The 19,685-nt window shown below is 46.3% G+C and carries 19 protein-coding genes, 1 tRNA gene and 1 pseudogene; 8 read left to right on the forward strand and 13 right to left on the reverse strand.

The features are described 5' to 3' along the window. Positions 1 to 70 precede the first annotated feature (70 nt). Positions 71 to 487: pseudogene (locus R8O11_RS23370) on the forward strand (hypothetical protein); the annotation flags it as partial. A gap of 103 nt (positions 488 to 590) precedes the next feature. On the opposite strand, the gene frdD reads toward R8O11_RS23370, so the two are convergent. From frdD to frdA, 4 genes are read right to left on the reverse strand one after another with little or no spacing between them, the layout of a single operon-like run. Further along, entirely contained in the window at positions 591 to 968 is a 378-nt protein-coding gene (frdD, locus tag R8O11_RS23375) for a fumarate reductase subunit FrdD (RefSeq protein WP_318194506.1), read from the reverse strand. Between the two features lie 11 nt (positions 969 to 979). Further along, the gene (gene frdC / locus R8O11_RS23380; protein WP_318194507.1) at positions 980 to 1,363 is read right to left on the reverse strand and encodes a fumarate reductase subunit FrdC; all 384 of its coding nucleotides are present in this window, start codon (positions 1,361 to 1,363) and stop codon (positions 980 to 982) included. Positions 1,364 to 1,365: 2 nt separating this feature from the next. Continuing rightward, positions 1,366 to 2,124 (reverse strand): succinate dehydrogenase/fumarate reductase iron-sulfur subunit, encoded by a 759-nt coding sequence (locus R8O11_RS23385; RefSeq protein ID WP_005381489.1) that lies wholly within the window; start codon positions 2,122 to 2,124, stop codon positions 1,366 to 1,368. Beyond that, positions 2,124 to 3,923, reverse strand: coding sequence for a fumarate reductase (quinol) flavoprotein subunit (gene frdA / locus R8O11_RS23390; RefSeq protein WP_054575300.1), 1,800 nt, complete (start codon positions 3,921 to 3,923; stop codon positions 2,124 to 2,126). The genes R8O11_RS23385 and frdA overlap by 1 nt, the downstream gene beginning before the upstream one ends. Positions 3,924 to 4,358: 435 nt before the next feature. On the opposite strand from frdA, the gene epmA reads away from it, so the two are divergent. The 4 genes from epmA (at position 4,359) to R8O11_RS23410 (ending at position 7,472) form a co-directional block, all read left to right on the forward strand. Next, a complete protein-coding gene (gene epmA, locus R8O11_RS23395) occupies positions 4,359 to 5,330 on the forward strand; it encodes an elongation factor P--(R)-beta-lysine ligase (protein WP_005381485.1) in 972 nt (323 codons plus the stop codon). 9 nt (positions 5,331 to 5,339) lie between these two features. After that, the gene (locus R8O11_RS23400; RefSeq protein WP_017635567.1) at positions 5,340 to 5,714 is read left to right on the forward strand and encodes a VanZ family protein; all 375 of its coding nucleotides are present in this window, start codon (positions 5,340 to 5,342) and stop codon (positions 5,712 to 5,714) included. A gap of 21 nt (positions 5,715 to 5,735) precedes the next feature. Further along, positions 5,736 to 6,371: a TetR/AcrR family transcriptional regulator gene (locus R8O11_RS23405; protein ID WP_005381480.1), complete on the forward strand. Its 636-nt coding sequence runs from the start codon at positions 5,736 to 5,738 to the stop codon at positions 6,369 to 6,371. 144 nt (positions 6,372 to 6,515) lie between these two features. Beyond that, the gene (locus tag R8O11_RS23410) at positions 6,516 to 7,472 is read left to right on the forward strand and encodes an acetyltransferase (protein WP_042523718.1); all 957 of its coding nucleotides are present in this window, start codon (positions 6,516 to 6,518) and stop codon (positions 7,470 to 7,472) included. Positions 7,473 to 7,545: 73 nt separating this feature from the next. On the opposite strand, the gene R8O11_RS23415 is transcribed toward R8O11_RS23410, so the two are convergent. The 5 genes from R8O11_RS23415 to R8O11_RS23435 all read right to left on the reverse strand — a co-directional run bounded on the left by R8O11_RS23415 (position 7,546) and on the right by R8O11_RS23435 (position 11,976). Further along, on the reverse strand, positions 7,546 to 8,691 hold the full coding sequence (locus tag R8O11_RS23415; protein WP_005381476.1) for a murein hydrolase activator EnvC family protein: 1,146 nt from the start codon (positions 8,689 to 8,691) through the stop codon (positions 7,546 to 7,548). Positions 8,692 to 8,718: 27 nt separating this feature from the next. Next, a complete protein-coding gene (gene cysE / locus R8O11_RS23420; protein ID WP_005381475.1) occupies positions 8,719 to 9,540 on the reverse strand; it encodes a serine O-acetyltransferase in 822 nt (273 codons plus the stop codon). Positions 9,541 to 9,618: 78 nt separating this feature from the next. Next, positions 9,619 to 10,656 carry an NAD(P)H-dependent glycerol-3-phosphate dehydrogenase gene (gene gpsA / locus R8O11_RS23425; protein WP_005381474.1) on the reverse strand — a complete coding sequence of 346 codons (1,038 nt, stop codon included), beginning with the start codon at positions 10,654 to 10,656 and terminating at the stop codon, positions 9,619 to 9,621. Positions 10,657 to 10,851: 195 nt separating this feature from the next. Beyond that, positions 10,852 to 11,316 carry a protein-export chaperone SecB gene (gene secB, locus R8O11_RS23430; RefSeq protein ID WP_005386410.1) on the reverse strand — a complete coding sequence of 155 codons (465 nt, stop codon included), beginning with the start codon at positions 11,314 to 11,316 and terminating at the stop codon, positions 10,852 to 10,854. A 225-nt stretch (positions 11,317 to 11,541) separates the two neighbouring features. Further along, positions 11,542 to 11,976 carry a rhodanese-like domain-containing protein gene (locus tag R8O11_RS23435; protein WP_005381472.1) on the reverse strand — a complete coding sequence of 145 codons (435 nt, stop codon included), beginning with the start codon at positions 11,974 to 11,976 and terminating at the stop codon, positions 11,542 to 11,544. A gap of 547 nt (positions 11,977 to 12,523) precedes the next feature. Between R8O11_RS23435 and gpmM the strand changes: the two genes are divergently transcribed. After that, complete coding sequence (gene gpmM, locus R8O11_RS23440) at positions 12,524 to 14,056, forward strand: 2,3-bisphosphoglycerate-independent phosphoglycerate mutase (protein WP_203346155.1); 1,533 nt, start codon at positions 12,524 to 12,526, stop codon at positions 14,054 to 14,056. Between the two features lie 82 nt (positions 14,057 to 14,138). Here gpmM and R8O11_RS23445 read toward each other — a convergent pair whose 3' ends face one another. From R8O11_RS23445 to rsgA, 4 genes are all read right to left on the reverse strand, one after another. Further along, on the reverse strand, positions 14,139 to 15,026 hold the full coding sequence (locus tag R8O11_RS23445; protein ID WP_258634414.1) for a DMT family transporter: 888 nt from the start codon (positions 15,024 to 15,026) through the stop codon (positions 14,139 to 14,141). A 132-nt stretch (positions 15,027 to 15,158) separates the two neighbouring features. Further along, a complete protein-coding gene (locus tag R8O11_RS23450) occupies positions 15,159 to 16,574 on the reverse strand; it encodes an SLC13 family permease (protein ID WP_104975656.1) in 1,416 nt (471 codons plus the stop codon). 166 nt (positions 16,575 to 16,740) lie between these two features. Continuing rightward, positions 16,741 to 17,598: an archaetidylserine decarboxylase gene (gene asd, locus R8O11_RS23455; protein WP_005381465.1), complete on the reverse strand. Its 858-nt coding sequence runs from the start codon at positions 17,596 to 17,598 to the stop codon at positions 16,741 to 16,743. Positions 17,599 to 17,714: 116 nt separating this feature from the next. Continuing rightward, the gene (gene rsgA / locus R8O11_RS23460; protein WP_213871903.1) at positions 17,715 to 18,779 is read right to left on the reverse strand and encodes a small ribosomal subunit biogenesis GTPase RsgA; all 1,065 of its coding nucleotides are present in this window, start codon (positions 18,777 to 18,779) and stop codon (positions 17,715 to 17,717) included. Between the two features lie 129 nt (positions 18,780 to 18,908). Here rsgA and orn point away from each other — a divergent pair, with 129 nt between their 5' ends. Beyond that, the gene (gene orn / locus R8O11_RS23465) at positions 18,909 to 19,454 is read left to right on the forward strand and encodes an oligoribonuclease (RefSeq protein WP_017635574.1); all 546 of its coding nucleotides are present in this window, start codon (positions 18,909 to 18,911) and stop codon (positions 19,452 to 19,454) included. A 156-nt stretch (positions 19,455 to 19,610) separates the two neighbouring features. After that, positions 19,611 to 19,683: transfer RNA gene (locus R8O11_RS23470), tRNA-Gly, on the forward strand. Positions 19,684 to 19,685: the final 2 nt, after the last annotated feature.

A 19,685-nucleotide genomic window follows, 5' to 3' on the forward strand; every position in this document is an offset into this window, starting at 1 on the left:
ACTGTGACTGAAGCATAGGAGTTCCCTCCAATCGTTGCCTACTTTAAGTATAACAACAGTTAAAGGGAACATAGCCCGTCAGATTGCAGAGCGTGAAATCGTTGAAGTGGAAAAAACCAAACGACTTGCAGAAGTTGAGAAAGAGAAAGAGTTGGCAATTGCCGAGGCTAACTTAGCGATTCAAAAAGCAAACGCACTTTCCGCAGAGTTTGAAGCGAAAGCGATATTAGCGAAAGGTCGCGCAGAATCTGAAGTTCTAAAAGGTAAGTATGCGGCGTTAGGAGCAAACCGTGAAGTTTACTTGGCAGAATTGAATCGAGACGTAGCGAACTCGCTGTACAACAATTTGCAAAACTTCCAAGTTCAGATGCCACAAAATTACATTGGTGGAAGTGACGAAACGGGCTTGAAAACAAACCTAGATGTGATTACTGGCTTTGGTGCTCTGGGTCTTATGGACCAGACAAAGAAGGTCGCACAGCAATAAGATCATGGGTGGTCAAAAGCTTAAAAAGCAAAAAGATCATAGGTAACCCAAAGCAATAAAAAAGCTGGCATTTAGCCAGCTTTTTCTTTTTTTGGTCAGTCTCTTAAATCATGAAGATAAAGATAACTGCTAGTGCAGTGATGAGGCCTGCAAATGCATAGCATGCAATTTTACCAATCACACCAGTGTGGAACTTAAGGTCGTGCATGCCGTGGTGTACACGGTGCATTGCATGCCACATTGGCAATGCTAGCGTGCCAATGATGAATAGCGCACCGATGATGCTGGTTGCGAATGCAGAGACACGCTCGTAGCTCATCGCTTCTACATCAATCACGCCTAGTGGGACCAAGATGCCCAGCACCAATACCGTGATTGGCGTGATCATCGCGAACCAAGTACCACCTGCGCCAAACAGACCCCACCAGATTGGCTCATCAGAACGTTTTGGTGATGTGTTTACACTATAATTCGGTTTCATTGCTCAGCTCCTTACACCACGATGAGAACGATCAGTGAGATGAACGCAACCGCGGCCCACTGAGTCAATACGATGATCTTCTTGTCCACTGGTTTGCCCTTCAAACGAATTGGCATTACTTGTGGCATCATGCTGAAGAAAGTTTGAGCGTGGAATAGGCTACCGAGTAGTGCAACGATGTTGATTGCGACTACGATTGGGTTCGCCATGAACGCTAACCAACCTTGCCATGCTTCAGGACCTTTCACCAAGCAACCTAAACCGAAAGTTAGGAGCAGAGTGAATAGGATTAACGGAAGCACCGTCGCTTCACGTAGCATGTAGAAGCGGTAGAAAGGATGGTTCTTCCACCAAGTGCGTTTTACTTCACGAACGTAAGGTTTACGATTGCTCATCCTTATGCCTCCACTTTCTTTGGTGAACCATCAGGTTTCAACATAGCAATCACGAAGTCCATAGAAGACTCCACTTTGCCTTGGTTTACTGCCGCTGCTGGGTCAACGTTCTTCGGACAAACTTCAGAACAGTAACCAACAAACGTACAACCCCAAGCACCGTTTTCACCGTTGATAAGCTTCATGCGCTCATCTTTACCGTTGTCACGGCTGTCTAGGTTGTAGCGGTGGGCTAGCGTTAGTGCAGCAGGACCGATGAACTCTGGGTTAAGACCAAACTGAGGACATGCTGCATAGCACAGACCACAGTTGATACAGCCAGCGAATTGCTTGTATTTCGCCATCTGTTCTGGCGTTTGCAAGTTCGTACCGTCTTCTGGTTTACGATCGTTACCAATGATGTATGGTTTGATTGCTTCTAGGCGCTCGATGAATGGCGTCATATCAACAATCAAGTCTTTCTCGATTGGGAAGTTCGCTAGAGGCTCGATAGTCACACCGTCTGGGTAGTCACGTAGGAAGCTCTTACAAGCAAGTTTCGGTACGTTGTTCACCATGATGCCGCAAGAACCACAGATCGCCATACGGCAAGACCAACGGTAAGACAGATCTTTGTCTAGGTGGTCTTTGATGTAACCAAGTGCGTCAAGTACAGACATGGTTTCATCGAATGGTACTTCGAATGTTTGCTTGTATGGTTCTGCATCTTTTTCTGGGTCGTAACGCAGGATGTCTACTTTTTGAATGCGATTTGCTGACATTATGCTTGCTCCTCTGCGTTCTTCTCTTCAGCCGCGGCTTTTTCTGCTGCTTCACCGTATAGACGAGCTTTTGGTTGTGACTTAGTGATGGTCACATTGCTGTAATCGATACTTGGTGCTGACTCTGGCTTGTAGAAAGCAAGTGAGTGTTTTAGGAAGTTTACGTCATCACGTTCTGTACAACCGTCGTCTAGACGCTGGTGCGCGCCGCGCGATTCTTTACGTAGAATCGCAGAGTGAACCATCGCTTCTGCGACTTCTAGGCCGTAACCCACTTCGATTGCGTATAGAAGGTCTGTGTTGAACACTTTACCTTTGTCTTTGATGCTGATGCGTTTGTAGCGTTCTTTCAACTCAGTGATTTTGTCGATAGTCGCTTGCATCAAATCTTCTTGGCGGTAGATACCACAGCCTGCTTCCATGGTGTGGCCCATTTCTGTGCGGATTTCTGCCCAGTTTTCGTCGCCTTCTTGGTTCATCAGTTTCGCGATGCGCTCTTCAACGGCTTTGACTTGCGTGTCAATTGCCGCGTCGTTCCAACCTTTGAATTCTGCTGCGCGTTTCACTGCATTTTCACCCGCTACGCGGCCAAATACCACGAACTCAGCCAGTGAGTTAGACCCTAGACGGTTTGCACCGTGAAGACCAACAGACGCACATTCACCCACCGCGAATAGGCCTTTAATGCGAGTTTCACAACCGCCGTCCGTTTCAATACCACCCATGGTGTAGTGAACGGTTGGACGAATTGGAATTGGCTCTTTTGCAGGGTCCACGTTTACATAAGCTTTTGCTAGCTCACAGATGAACGGTAGACGTTCTTGTAGGTACTCTTCACCAAGGTGGCGAAGGTCTAGGTGCACCACGTCACCCAGTGGGTGTTTGATGGTGTTGCCTTTCTGTTGTTCGTGCCAGAAAGCTTGAGAAACTTTGTCACGAGGACCCAGTTCCATGTATTTGTTCTTCGGTTGGCCAACTGGAGTTTCAGGGCCCATGCCGTAATCTTGTAGGTAACGGTAGCCATTCTTGTTAACGATGATACCGCCTTCACCACGACAACCTTCCGTCATCAGGATACCTGTGCCTGGAAGACCGGTTGGGTGGTATTGAACGAATTCCATATCACGTAGAGGAACGCCGTGACGGTAAGCCATTGCCATACCATCGCCCGTTACGATACCGCCGTTGGTGTTACAGTGGTAAACACGGCCCGCGCCACCTGTTGCTAGAACAACAGATTTTGCTTTGATAGTAACAAGCTCGCCTTCAGACATGTGAATAGCAATCAGACCTTGAACTTCGCCTTCATCAACAAGCAGATCCACCACAAAGTACTCATCAAAACGTTTGATGTTGCTGTACTTCATTGATGTCTGGAATAGCGTATGAAGCATGTGGAAGCCAGTTTTGTCTGCAGCGAACCAAGTACGTTCAACCTTCATACCACCAAAGCGGCGTACGTTGACTTCACCGTTCTCTTTACGACTCCATGGGCAACCCCATTGCTCCATTTGGATCATTTCGCGAGTCGCGTTCTCTACAAAGTATTCAACAACATCCTGTTCACATAGCCAGTCACCACCGCCAACAGTGTCGTTGAAGTGGTTGTCTAAGCTATCTTCATCCTTGATAACTGCTGCTGAGCCACCCTCTGCAGCGACCGTGTGGGAGCGCATTGGATAAACTTTAGAAATCAGAGCGACTTCTAAGTCTGGGTTTGCTTCAGCCGCTGCAATAGCAGTACGAAGACCAGCGCCGCCTGCGCCGATGACTGCGATATCTGTGGTGATAATTTGCACAGTTATCCTCCAGTGTGTGATTGCGGAAATCCGCTTGTTATTGTCATTACGAGGCGCTCCTTAAAAAGAACTCCCCAAAAGTAGTAGGGTTAGTGTAGATGAGCCACATGGCAGAAAAATTGATGTAATTGGGTTTTTGCTTCGGTAATGCACTTAAGGGCATAGAATTTATAGGTTATGTGACTGCTATCACGGCATCGAGGTTTTGGCCCTCAAGCATTAACATTAGGGATGTTAAACCCGTGTTGCGTGACATTAACCGCATGGATAATAGGATTTTAACTGAGTGTTTTTTGTTCTGCGGCACGAGTAATGCTTGCCTCAAATTTGCGAGCACATTAGTAAAAAGAAGAAGGGATATTCCTCTCTTCTTGAAGAGTAAAAAGCATGTAGAATGAGACTTTCCTCGCTGAATTAAAGTTTGAGAGACTTGTTATGCAAACCAACTGGCAACCTACTGCTTCCATTGACCAACTTCGTCAACGTGCGACGTTAATCGCGTCGATTCGACAATTCTTCGCTGACCGACAGGTGATGGAAGTCGATACGCCAGCCATGAGTCACGCAACCGTGACTGACATTCATTTGCATACTTTCCAAACCGAGTTTGTTGGCCCAGGCTATGCCGATGGCAGTAAGCTGTTTTTTATGACCAGCCCAGAATTCCATATGAAGCGCCTTTTGGCTGCGGGTAGCGGTTGTATTTATCAAATCAACAAAGCATTTCGTAATGAAGAGAATGGTCGCTACCACAACCCTGAATTCACGATGTTGGAGTGGTATCGCGTTGGCTTTGACCATCATAAATTGATGGATGAAATGGATGACCTGTTGCAGCTGGTATTGAAGTGTGGCGCAGCGCAGCGCATGACGTATCAGCAAGCCTTCATTGATGTGTTGGGTGTGTGTCCACTGGAAGGCTCGATGACGGAGCTGAAAGCGGCGGCAAGCAAGCTGGGTTTGAGTGACATTGCTGAGCCAGAAGAAGATCGCGATACGCTGCTGCAACTACTATTTAGCGTGGGAGTAGAAAACAAAATTGGCCAGGACGTGCCGGCTTTTGTGTACGACTTCCCTGCATCACAGGCGGCGCTTGCGAAAATCAATCCTCAAGATCATCGCGTCGCGGATCGTTTTGAAGTGTACTTTAAGGGGATAGAGCTGGCGAACGGATTTCATGAACTGGATAACCCGAAAGAGCAATTAGCGCGCTTTGAACAAGATAACGCAAAGCGTATCGAAATGGGTTTAAAACCACAGCCGATCGATTATCATCTGATCTCTGCACTGGAAGCAGGGTTGCCAGATTGTGCAGGGGTCGCGTTGGGTATCGATCGTTTGATCATGCTGGCGCTAGGCTGTGACCACATTGATCAAGTGACGGCCTTTCCATTTCCAATTGCATAAGGACGTCCAATGAACCTGACGGCTGCACGTTTCGTTATCTTTAGCTACGCCATATTGATCGCTTTTTTATCTCTGAGTTCAGGTGAACTGCAAGACTGGGGCAATATCGCGTATCTCGACAAAATGCAGCACGCTATGGCGTACAGCGGCTTTGCGTTTTTAGGTTGTTTTTGTGTGTGGCGTTGGCGTCAACGTTGGGCGGTGGCGATTAGTATTTTGCTATTCAGCGCCGTTATTGAGTGGTTGCAAGGGTATGTAGGGCGACAAACTTCTTGGTTAGACCTTGTCGCCAACTCAACTGGCATCTTAACTGGTCTGTTATGTTACCGTATTTGGAGCCTCTATCGACCTAGGTTGGTGAAGTCGCTATACTCGATTCGTTAATGAAGAGGGAACACGATAACAATGAAAACGCGCGACAAAATCGTCTACGCGGCACTGGAGTTGTTCAACCAACATGGTGAGCGCAACATCACCACCAATCACATTGCCGATCACATCGAAATTAGCCCTGGTAATCTGTATTACCACTTCCGCAATAAGCAAGAAATCGTTCGTGAGATCTTTGCGCTTTATTCAGCAGAACTTTTAGAAAGATTTACCCCTATTCAAGGTTCGCAAGAGAGCCTGACAATGCTGAAGAGCTACCTAGACTCTATTTTTACCTTGATGTGGAAATACCGCTTTTTCTACGCAAACTTACCAGAAATCTTGTCACGAGATGAACAGCTACACGAACAGTACATCGATGTGCAAGAGAAGCTGCAAGCGAACCTCATTGCTATTATGCAAGAGTTCGTAACGATGAAGCTGTTGAATGTCGATCAACAACAGTTGAAGTCATTGGTATGTACATTGCACTTGATTGCGTGTAGTTGGTTGGCGTATCAATCCGCGATGGCTTCAAAAACCAACATTACCGAGCAAATGGTGAAGCAAGGGATGTTGCAGATGCTTAATGTCGTTAAGCCATTAGCAACTGAGCAGGGCTTAGAGCAGCTACTGTTATTAGAAGATGCGGTTAGCAATCTACACAGTTAAACGTCAAACTGCTTAATATTTCGAGAGTCACTCTCATTTTCGAGTCGTGGCTCGAGTTGACTTGTCAAATATGCCACGCACAATAGTCCCATACGCTAAAAACCCTTGCAGGGATAAGATTCTCGATAAAGGAACTATCGCCCCATGAATTACGACATTTTTAATGGTGATGCTGATGGCATCATTGCTCTTCTACAATTGCGTTTGGCTGATCCTGTCGATGCCCAGTTAATAACCGGTGTAAAGCGCGACATCAAGCTGGTGGAAAAAGTAGACGTGCAAGCGGGTGATGAGCTGACTGTGTTAGACATTTCGATGGAAAAGAACATGGCAGGTCTAGAGCAAGCTTTGGCTCAAGGCGCGCACGTCTTTTACGCCGATCATCACAAAGCGGGCGACATTCCTCAGCATGGTAATTTGGATGCGCACATCGATCTCGATGCCAACATGTGCACGGCGTTGATTGTCGATAAGTTGCTTGATGGGCGTTTTCATGACTGGGCGATTACGGCGGCTTATGGCGATAACATGATTGCTAAAGCCGATGAGTTAGCGAATAACGCGGGCTTGTCGCAGCAACAGAAAGAGCAGCTAAAAGAGCTGGGTACTTTAATTAACTACAACGGCTACGGATCGAAGGTCGAAGATTTACACTTTCATCCTGCGGAGCTGTACCGAGCTTTGCTGAAGTACACGTCGCCATTTGAAGCTATTGAAGATAAGGCCTCGCCATACTACCAATTGCAATCGGCTTACCAACAAGACATGGAGGCGGCTCTCGCAGTGCCTGCCATGCATGAGAGTGGTAAGCTGAAGTTGTTTGAGTTACCAAACACGGCGGCATCACGCCGAATCAGTGGTGTTTATGGCAACTGGCTGGCAAACCAAAACCCTGACTCTGCGCATGCGGTACTTACTGAAAATGCAGATGGGACTTATACGGTTTCACTTCGTGCCCCGTTAAACAATAAACAAGGTGCCGTGGCCGTGTGTGGTCAGTTCCCGACAGGTGGGGGGCGAGAGGCGGCGGCAGGAATCAACGCGTTAAGCAAAGATGATGTGCATGCTTTTATTGATGCGGTAGAAACCTACTACGCATAGCATTTTCCAAAATATGAATGCAAAAAAGGAGCCGAGTGGCTCCTTTTTTATTATAAGTCGATGAGTCAGATAATCAGCGTTTTAACCAAGATTTCGGATTCTGCGCTTCACTATTACGACGAATTTCAAAGTACAGCGATGGCCTGTCTTGACCACCCGTATCACCCGCGAGAGCAATCACTTCGCCGGCGGTGACTCGATCGCCTTCTTTTTTCGTCAACGCTTGGTTGTAACCATAGAGGGTCATGTCACCTTTTCCGTGGTCGAGCAGTACCACTAAACCGTATCCGCGCAGATACTCAGCAAATACGACAGTACCAGGATAAACGGCTTTCACTTGTTGACCATAGTTGGCAGACAACACCATACCCTTCCAGTTTACCTGCCCAGTTTGTCGCGTACCAAAGTTGTGTAACACACTGCCTTTGAGTGGCCAAGGCAACTTACCGCGCTGTTTGCCGAGTCCGTCCATTGGCACCGCATTACGCTTCGCTGCTTTGGCGATCTCTGCTTTTAAACGGGTTTCGTTGCGTTGCAGCTCGGCTAAGTAGCGTTTGTCATTCTTGATACTGCTCTGAATTTTATTCAGGGTTTGCTTACGCTTGGATTGTGTACTCGCTAGCGCTGTACGTTTTTCGGATTGCTGCTTGAGCAGAGTCTCGATTTGCTCTTTTTCTAGCTCGAGCTGGTTTTTGTTGTGCGCTAATTCTTGGGTTATTTTGGTGATCGCATCAATCACTTCAGCACGTGCTTTAGCTAAATGCTGGAAGTATTGGCTCATGCGGTCTTCTTCCACACCTTGATTTAACAAGTGACCATTGGCCTTCGCTCGCTCGGTTACGTAATACGTTTGCAGCAGCTGTTTGAGTTCTTCTTCTTGCTCTTGACGCTGTGCTTCTTGCAAGGCAATTTTCTCTTCCAGGTTTTCTATGTTTTTGTCTGCTTGTGCGAGGTTAGACTTGGTTTGTCGTATTTCACGCTCAAGCTTAGAAATACCAAGCTCTTGATCTTTTAGTGATTTCTGTAACTCATTGAGCTGCTTTTCTTGGGAAGAGAGCGATTTGCGCTGACGGCTTATCTCACTGGATACGCCTTTGAGCTCTTGCTGACTCACAGCAGAGGAGGTAATGGGATAAGTGGCAGATAAAGCACAAGTTAATAAAATAGCCGAGCGTAGAACAGGGTGATTTTGTTTTCGCACTTGAGAGTTACCTACCACGTTGTTGTCAAAAAGGTTTGTTGACGATTAAATACCATCTCCATGGATAAAGCTTTGCGACTTGCCGTTAAAGCCTTGATCCATATCGAGAGAGGGTTTGTCTGTTTTTGGACGTCCGACGATTTTTGCAGGCACGCCAGCCACCGTTGTGTGAGGAGGCACGGCTTGCAATACCACAGAGCAAGATCCGATTTTCGCGCCTTCACCGACTTCGATATTGCCAAGAATCTTTGCACCAGCTCCGATCATCACACCCTCGCGAATTTTCGGGTGACGATCACCGCATTCTTTACCAGTACCACCAAGGGTGACATCTTGCAGTATAGACACGTCGTTTTCGACCACGGCAGTTTCACCAATCACGATGCCTGTTGCATGGTCGAGCATGATGCCACTACCAATGCGCGCTGCAGGGTGGATATCGACCTGACATGCTACCGAAATCTGATTTTGTAGGTAAGTCGCAAGAGCGTGACGACCTTGCTTCCATAGCCAGTTTGCTACTCGGTAGCCTTGCAGTGCGTGATAGCCTTTTAGGTACAGCAATGGCATTGAGTACATTGAAACAGCAGGGTCGCGATTGACCGTGGCACAAATATCACAAGCCGCGCCGTCAGTGATGGTTGGATCAGCTGCAAAGGCTTCTTCAACCACTTCACGCACAGCCATCGCTGGCATGGAAGCGGTGTTCAATTTGTTAGCCAGAATATAACTCAGAGCGGCACACAAACTTTCATGCTTGATAATGGTGGCATGATAGAAGCTCGCCAGCATAGGCTCTTGTTCTGACATTTCACGGGCTTCTGAGACAATTTTGTTCCAGACTTTTTGTTTTTCGCAGTGTTTCATTCTCAATATCCAGAGTGGTTCTTCCGTGACCCGACAACTTCAATTTTTCTCAGATGAGCTGCAAAGGGCGGTAGATTGCTACTTTCCTTCGGCTTTTTTGTCACGAGCAAGTAAATCTTGCGCTGCTAAGCGCGCATCTTTTCCTTGATACAATACTTGATAAATTTGATCAACTATCGGCATCTCAACACCCATACGTTGAGAAAGTAGCCATACTTCTTTTGTATTGCGGTAACCCTCAACCACTTGGCCAATTTCTTCTTGAGCCGTATCAACGTCTTTACCTTGGCCTAATGCCAAGCCAAAGCGTCGGTTACGTGATTGGTTATCGGTACATGTCAGGACAAGATCGCCTAAACCCGCCATGCCCATAAAGGTTTCTGGCTGTGCACCCAGCGCAGCACCAAGGCGACTCATTTCAGCCAAGCCACGAGTAATTAATGCAGTACGGGCGTTGGCGCCAAAACCGATACCATCAGACATACCTGCACCAATCGCAATAACGTTTTTCACAGCGCCGCCCAGTTGCATACCAATAAAGTCACTATTAGCGTATACGCGGAAGGTTTTGCTACAGTGGATTTTTTCTTGTAGATCCGCAACAAATTCAGAATCTGGAGACGCAACAGAGATTGCAGTCGGCATACCCATTGCGAGCTCTTTCGCAAACGTTGGGCCAGACAATACTGCTAGTGAGTAGTTTTCACCGATAATGTCATAAGCGACGTCTTTCAGCAGGCGCCCCGTTTCAGGTTCAAGCCCTTTGGTTGCCCAACAGATGCGAGAGTCTTCGCGCAAGAATGGTTTACAGCTGTTTAGCACGATGCCAAAGACATGGCTTGGAACCACAACCAACAAATCTCGGCTTGCTTGAACGGCTTTTTCTAAATCCGATTCAATGATCAAGCTTTCAGGGAAATCAACACCTGGTAAGAAGGCATGGTTAGCTCGGTCTGCTTCTAGGCGAGCCATGTGCTCTGGCTCGTGTCCCCAAAGGACAACGTTCGCGCCGTTACGAGCGAGTGAGATTGCCAAAGAGGTGCCGTATGAGCCTGCGCCAATCACAGTCATTGCGATGTCTTTACCGTAAGCATTGTTTGTATTTGCTTGTGTCATGCTACCGCCTAATTGTCTTGCTACTAGTAGAATCTAGTTCCTAATCGTCAAATTTTACGCCTTCTGGCGATTAGGAACTAGGAACTTTTGTCAGAAATAAAAAATGCACATTGCATCGGATGGTAGACGCTCTGTGCATTTTATTTGAGTCGGTGACGTCAGCACTGTGGCTATTCGTCACTTATAAAACGTGAATTACGCTTCAGCTTCGCCTTGTTGAGCTTGCTGTTGTAGGTAGTTCATGAATAGCGCGTCAAAGTTTACTGGCGCTAGGTTCAGTTGAGGGAACGTACCTTTAACGACTAGGCTTGAGATAGTTTCACGAGCGTATGGGAATAGGATGTTCGGGCAGAATGCGCCTAGGCAATGTGCAAGTTGACCAGCTTCCATTTGTTCAGCAGTGAAGATACCACCTTGTTGAACTTCACATAGGAACGCAGTCTCTTCTTCGTTCTTCACAGTAACGGTTAGACGTAGAACAACTTCGTAAACGCCTTCACCAAGCTCACGGCTTTGAGTGTCTAGGTCTAGTTTAACGTCTGGGTTCCACTCTTTCTGGAAAATTACTGGAGAGTTCGGCGCTTCAAAAGAAACGTCTTTTAGGAAGATGCGTTGAATTGCGAAGTTTTGTTGTGCGTCTTGAGGTGCTGCTTCAGCCATTTTTTAATCCTTAAATCAATATTTGTTGAGCCTAGAAACGTCTAAGCTCAGAAAACTGGTATGTCCTGAGACTAACTGAGCCAATCTACCTTGACTAGATGAAGCGTGTATTACGTGCAAAGCGTCACAACTTAGTGCTCCAACTGCTTTCAATTTGCTCAGTTTTTTGTCCGCGAGGCTTGGTAAAAGCGCGTTTAAACGCGAACTTTCGTTCTTGCCACGTTCCTACTTTTTACCGCGAACTAACGGCAGGTTCGCTTCGTTCCACGCAATCAAACCATTTTTTAGTAGGCTCACTTTTTCGAAGCCAGCTTTTACTAATAGGTTTGCGCTTTCTTGAGCGGTCTGTCCTGTCTTGCATACCACAATGATTGGGTCTGATTTGTGGTTTTCAAGGCTACCCAAGTTACCCGCTTTGATGTCTGACGGTAAAATGTGAAGTGAGTCGGTGATATGACCTTTTTTGAACTCGTCCTTGGTACGGATATCCACTACAACGCCGTTTTCACGGTTCATAAGATGAGTCAGTTGGTTTACGTTGATTTCTTTGTATGCGGCTGTCGCTGACTTCACGATGTTCATGATAAAGGCGACAAGAAGACCTACCCAAACCAAAGATAGAATCATGTTCTGTTGGAAAAATTCAATGTACTCTTGCATGTCTTGAGCTCTTACGCTGTTGGCGGAAAAATAAAGCAGGAGTATAGCGAGGTTACGGCTCTTAGGCGAGAGGGTTAAAATTTTCTAACGAATAATTGAGATCTCTATAAACCCTTTATGCCCTTACTATCCGTACATTTCGCTCTGGTAGCTTGATTGCTTTTGCCTATTGGACTTATCGGTTTAAGTGACTTCTGTTTTACTGAGAAAAGAGAACAATAGGTATTAACCCATCTTGTTTGATGTTGCTTTAAATTAGCGCTGTTTCAAGTGCAAAAATAAGAATGAGAAGCGTAAGAAAACCGAACTTAGACTGGGGTGTACAAAGCGTATTAGAAATGACTATGCTTGTGGAACACGATTGTCGGCACTGACTCGTTGTTCGCTTAACTTGTAAGATAGCAACAATAAATCGCAAACATTATTTGATCTTAACCTACAGTTTTGGTTAAAAAGTGTAGTAAAATTACGCTAGTTTTGTTTCAAGGTTAGATAGGGCAGCGAGGCCCTACGCCAAAAGTTACTTAAATTTGATGAGGTCATCACTATGTCAGCTAAGAAGCCACTGGCTCTAGTTATCCTTGACGGTTACGGTTACCGTGAAGACACAGCAAGTAACGCAATTGCGAATGCGAAAACACCAGTAATGGATGCTCTGATTGCGAATAACCCACACACATTAATCTCTGCTTCAGGCATGGATGTTGGCCTTCCTGATGGTCAAATGGGTAACTCTGAAGTTGGTCACACTAACATTGGTGCAGGCCGCGTTGTATACCAAGACCTGACTCGTATCACTAAATCAATTGCTGATGGTGAGTTCGAACAAACGCCTGCGCTAGTTGAAGCAATCGACTCTGCTGTGAAAGCTGAAAAAGCAGTACACATCATGGGCCTGATGTCTCCAGGCGGTGTTCACTCTCACGAAGACCACATTTACGCTGCAGTTGAAATGGCAGCGGCGCGTGGCGCAGAGAAAATCTACCTACACTGCTTCCTAGACGGCCGTGACACACCACCACGTAGTGCTGAAAACTCACTACAACGTTTCCAAGACCTATTTGCGAAACTAGGTAAAGGCCGCGTTGCTTCTCTAGTAGGTCGTTACTACGCAATGGACCGTGACAACAACTGGGATCGCGTCCAAGTTGCTTACGATCTTCTAACTCAAGCTAAAGCTGAGTTCACAGCAGAAACGGCAGTTGCAGGTCTAGAAGCGGCTTACGCTCGTGAAGAAAACGACGAATTCGTTAAAGCAACAGCTATCAAAGCGGAAGGTCAAGAAGACGCAATCATGCAAGATGGTGATGCGGTTATCTTCATGAACTACCGTGCTGACCGTGCACGTCAAATCACTCGTGCATTCGTTCCTGCGTTTGACGGCTTTGAGCGTGCAGCATTCCCAGCAATTAACTTTGTGATGCTGACTCAATACGCGGCTGATATCCCTCTAGCTATCGCATTCCCACCTGCGTCTCTAGAAAACACTTACGGTGAGTGGCTATCTAAACAAGGTCAAACTCAGCTACGTATCTCTGAAACAGAGAAATACGCACACGTGACTTTCTTCTTCAACGGTGGTGTTGAGAACGAATTCGAAGGCGAAGAGCGTCAGTTGGTTGCTTCTCCAAAAGTTGCAACGTACGACATGCAGCCTGAAATGAGCTCTCCAGAACTAACAGATAAGATGGTTGCGGCTATCAAGTCTGGTAAGTTCGATACCATCATCTGTAACTACCCGAATGCAGATATGGTTGGTCACACTGGCGTTTATGAAGCGGCTGAGAAAGCAATCGAAGCTCTAGATGAAAGTGTGGGTAAAGTGGTTGAAGCAATCAAAGAAGTTGGCGGTCAACTATTGATCACTGCGGACCACGGTAACGCAGAAATGATGATCGACCCTGAAACTGGCGGCATCCACACTGCTCATACTAACCTACCAGTACCTCTAATCTATGTAGGTGACAAAGCGGTTGAATTCAAAGAAGGCGGTAAACTGTCTGACCTTGCACCAACCATGCTTTCTCTAGCTGGTCTAGAAATCCCAGCAGAAATGACGGGTGAAGTACTAGTTAAATAATTAACTAACGGCTCCGAATGACAAAAGCCCGAGTTTAAACTCGGGCTTTTTTGTATCTGGCAGTAAGGGCTGGTCTGCAAGGTTACTGAACCAATATGCCCGCACCAATCACAGCTAGGGCTGCGCCCAACCATGCAAATCGGTTTGGTCGGCGTTTGGTGTAAATCCAGAGCAGTGGTAGCAACATAATTGGCGTGGTTGAAGATAGAAGGGCAACCATACCTACATTTCCTTCTTGCAGTGCGTATAAGATTAGCGTCATGCCGACGGCCATCGCCAAGAAACCATTAAGCGCAGTAATACCAAATACGCGCCAAGTAATGTGTTGCGTCGAGCGAGCGACTGTGACTCCTAGAATTAACAACATGCTGTGGGCGAAAAAGGCACTGATCATTCGAATAGCAGAAGCCGCAACTGGGTCAATACTGGTTTGCATTACTGGCTTGGCGATGATGCCGCCCAATGCTTGGCACATTGCTGCGGTTAAGCCAAGTCCAATACCCACCCAGATGTTACCTTTAATGTCTTCCAAGACGTTATTCACTTGACCTCTTCGGCCAAAGAATATCGCCATCACCACGCCGCTAAATACCAATGATGCGCCCAGTAGTTCTATTGTGGTCATGACTTCGCTAAATAAGAAGTAGCCCAAGATGGCAGAGAACACGGCGTGGCAAGAGAAGAGTAACCCGGCTTGTCTTGGCCCCATACGATTCAAACACGCGAATAGAGCGGTATCGCCAATAAAAATACCAATCAGTCCTGAGGCCATCATTGGCGTTACATGTTCCCAAGAAACCGTTAACCAGCCGCCAGTTATCCAGGCCATTGTTGATAAGATCACGGCTGTGCAGCCCATACGCCAGCGGCTGTAAGAAAATGCGCCTAGGTGTTGTGCAGGAATGACCGAAATTAGGCTAGAAACTGCCCACAGAAAAGCGGCGCATAAAGCAAGCCATTCGTAACCCATGATGTGTCGACGTCCTTGTAGAGTAGAGGAGTCTTAATATGCACGAAATTTATGGGATGTAAAAGCCGCTCTGTAAGGGCAGTAGCTGGAGAGCTGCTCCATGACAACACGCTTTTTCATGGAGCTCTTCGATTAAAACAGTACCAAAACTGCGCCATACACGATAAGTAGACCAATCAAACCGAGAATCAGGCCTACTTTCGCCATGTCTTTGCTCTCGATGAGGCCTGTTGAATAAGCCAAAGAGTTTGGTGGTGTGGAAACCGGTAAGATCATGCCAAGTGATGCGGAGAAGGCGACGACAACCAGTAAACCTTGTAGGCCACCAACCGCAATAAGGCTTGGCATGGATGTACCAATAGCGGCAGCAATAGGCATCAATAAGTTTGCCGTTGCGGTATTAGACATAAAGTTCGCCATTAACCAGCACACTACCGATAGGGCTAAAACAACGGCAAATGGTGATAGCAGGCTGTAATCAATGGCGTGCGCTAATGCTTCGGCTAAGCCCGTTTTGTCTAAGGCAATGCCAATTGCTATACCACCGGCAACTAGCCATAAAACATCCCAGTTAATCAGCTTGAGCTCTTCTTTTCCCATAATGCCCGTTAACGTGAACACTGCTAGTGGGATAATCGCGACAACATATGTATTCATGCCATGCACTTTCGTTGTCATCCAAAGCAAAATGGTTAGTGCAAAAGTGATGTAGACGACGATCGCACGCCAGCTCCTTTTGAATGTACCATCTAGCTTTAGTTTCATTTCTGGTTCGCTAGACGGAAACAGCTTTTGCAACAAGAACCAAGCTACAGTGAGTTGTACCAACACAAATGGTAGACCCATTGTCATCCACGATAGGAAGTCTATCGCGTTTTCTCCAGTGAGATATTGAAGCGCTATCGCATTAGGTGGTGTGCCTATCGGAGTCGCAATGCCGCCTGTATTCGCGGCAATTGGAATACACAACACCAGTGCTTTAATGCCTAAATCCCCTTTAGGTGCTGAAGCGACGATGGGGCCAAGCAGGGCTAGCATCATCACGGTCGTGGCAGTATTGGACATAAACATTGAAAAAACGGCGGTAATTAACATCAAGCCCAGCATGATGAACTTAGGTTGGGTGCCGAATGGTTTTAATAGTACTCGGGCGAGGTTGTTGTCGAGCTCGTATTTGGAAGCCGCAATCGCAAGAGCAAAACCACCCATAAAAAGAATAATGATCGGTGAAGAGAAGGCCGAGAAAATATCGGTGTAAGCAATTAACTCTCCTAAATCATGCCCCGCTGGTGGATTGCGAAATAGATGCAAACCTTTATCCGATATCATGATCAGTTCAAGAGCGATAATAAGAATGGACGTAGCAAAAACGGGAACCGGCTCGAGAACCCAAAGTAGGGCAGCAAGAAGAAAAATAGCTAACAGGCGATGCTGAATTAAAGTGAGATCGTCAATAGGAATAGCATCGATCGGCATCATCAAAACACCGAGCGGAATTAAAAAGCACACCAGCAATTTCGCCAACGTGTTTACACTCATCTTTGGCATTGGCTGCCCCTCTAAATATTCATTCTAAGCGCAGGATAATTGATTGTGGAATGAGGGTCTTAGAGGCAGGTATGAGTTTGAGAAATAGAGGCTAAATTTCGAACGGAGTTTTGCTTTTTATCAATAAAAAGAGCCCTTAATAAAGGGCTCTTTAACGGTATTTTACTTATTTTTTCAAGGCGTAAGGTGTGCCCATAACGGTTGGCTTACCGTTTTCCATGCTTGCGTCAAACTCAATCGCGTCTTTGGCAAACAGGTTAATAACAGTAGAACCCAGTTTGAAGCGGCCCATCTCTTCGCCTTTTTTCAAGATCACGGCCTTGTCACCCTCTGCTGGGTAATCCCATTTGTAGACAGTGTTTCCACGAGGCGGAGTGATCGTGCCAGCCCATACTTGCTCAATGCTACCAACAATTGTCGCACCAACAAGCACCTGTGCCATTGGACCAAACTCAGTATCGAAGATACACACCACACGCTCGTTACGTGCAAATAGGTTCGGTACGTTTTCTGCTGTCAGAGGGTTTACTGAGAACAGGTCACCTGGTACGTAAATCATTTGGCGCAGAGTGCCGTCACATGGCATGTGTACACGGTGGTAATCGCGCGGAGATAGGTACAATGTGGCAAAAGAACCATCTTTAAATTCGTCCGCTAAATTCGCGTCACCGCCCAGCAATTCTTGTGCTGAGAAGTGATGACCTTTTGCTTGGATAAGTTGACCATCTTCAATAGGGCCAAATTGGCTAACACAAGCGTCGGCTGGGTGAGTGATGACGTTTTCGCCTTCAGAAATTGGGCGTGCGCCCTCTTTTAGCTCACGAACGAAAAACTCGTTGAACGTTTTAAAATGCTTAGGATCTGAGTGCTTCGCCTCATCCATGTTCACATTGTATTGTTTGATAAACCAACGAATAACTGCTGTTGTTAGACCGCCAGCTTTTGCTGAAGCCAGTTTACCCATTAGGCGAGTGAGGCCGTGTTGTGGGATCCAGTACTGCAGTCCAACTTTAAACTTGTCCATCTTTAATTCCGATACTTCTGTTAGATTCGCGCTTTAGGGCGCGTGATGTTACTGAAATTTAATTTGCTTGTCAGTATTAGGTGAAGACTTTTTACACAGTTACAGCCTTAACTCAATTACAGATCGGCTTTTTTATTACGTGAATACTGACGATTTGCTTTATTTTCAATCATGCTTTCCAAAATGCGATGATAGTTTTCAAAGCGAGTTTCGTTAATTTCCCCGTTCTCGACAGCTTCGCGTAGAAGGCAGCCTGGGTCATCATTGTGTTTACAATCTCGGAACTTACAACCACCTAAATATGGTCGAAATTCAACGAATGCTTTTGTTACTTCTTCTGCTTCCAAATGCCAAAGACCAAATTCACGTACTCCAGGTGAGTCGATCAAATCGCCACCCGTTGGAATGTGGTATAAACGTGCAGCCGTCGTGGTGTGTTGGCCCAAGCCAGAGTTCTCAGAGACTTCGCCTTCTTCCACTTCGCTCTCTAGTTCCGGCATTAACGCGTTGACTAAGCTGGATTTCCCTACGCCTGATTGACCAACAAAGATATTAATTCGGTCACGCAGCAGGGTTTCTAGTTCAGCAATGCCTTCTCCAGACTTCTTGCTGACCAGAAGCACTTTATAGCCAATGCGTTCATATTCTTTGAGCCATTCTTCATACATTGCACGGTCATCGGCTTCTAGAAGGTCGACTTTATTTAAGACCAACAATGGCGCAATATTCAGTGTTTCTGATGCAACGAGATAGCGGTCAATAATATTTAGCGATAGCTCTGGTAATACCGAAGAGACAATGACCATTTGATCAATATTGGCTGCAACGGGTTTTAGGCCATCGTAATAATCTGGACGAGTGAGCACTGAAGAGCGAGGTTCTACCGCTTCAACAACACCAGAGATGCCCGCCATAGACTCCAATCCTTCGCGCCATAAAACACGATCGCCAGATACTAGAGACTCAATACCACGGCGGAGGTTACAGCGTTGAATTTCGCCTGTTTCAAGGTCTTCAATGTCCGCGTGCTGACCAAAACGAGTGATCACGAGACCTTGCTTGCTGGCGCCTAGCATGTTTTCATCCCACTGGATGGACTCTTCTTGCTTCTTCAAACGCTTTTGTTGGTTGCTACGTACGCGTCGCACCTGACCTTTGGTTAACTTTTTCTTCTTTGCCACAATTCTGTACTTTATGTGAATTTACTCAAATGGTTGAGCCGTACTCTTGGCTCCGTGTATGAGTATCGTGTTTCTCGTATTTTGAGGTATAGTACCTCTTTTATCGATAAACAAATAGGCGGCGTAACCATGTCCTTTAGCGATCAAAACCTAATTTGGGTTGATTTAGAGATGACAGGGCTTGATCCTGAAACGCACAAAATCATCGAAATTGCTTCTATTGTCACGGATAGCGAACTAAATATTTTGGCTGAAGGTCCAGTGTTAGCGATTCATCAGCCGGAAGAAGAACTGGCGAAAATGGACGACTGGTGTACTAACACGCATACGGCAAGCGGTTTGGTGGAGCGCGTTCGAAACAGTCAAATCTCAGAACAAGACGCAGTCGCACAAACCATTGAATTTTTAGAAAAATGGGTGCCAAAAGGGGCGTCGCCAATATGTGGTAACAGCATTGGGCAGGATCGTCGCTTTTTATACAAGCATATGCCTGAGTTGGAAGAGTTCTTCCATTACCGATATGTTGACGTTAGTACTCTTAAAGAACTAGCACGTCGCTGGCAACCTGAGGTGCTAAATGGGTTCACAAAACAGGGAACACATTTGGCCTTGGACGACATTCGTGAGTCCATCGCAGAACTTAAGTACTATCGAGGTACTATTTTCAAGATTTAACTGTTAAGGTTGCGATCCAAATTGTTGTAATTTATATCGCTTTTGATTGCTTTTTCGTCGTTCAGTAAAAAAATAAAGTTTTTTTGAAGGAAGGACTTGCATCACAAAAAAATGCTCTTATAATTCGCAGCCCTAAACAGCGGAAACGTTGTTGATGCGACACTAGCTCAGTTGGTAGAGCGCAACCTTGCCAAGGTTGAGGTCACGAGTTCGAACCTCGTGTGTCGCTCC

The organism is Vibrio sp. 1288, from assembly GCF_033344475.1.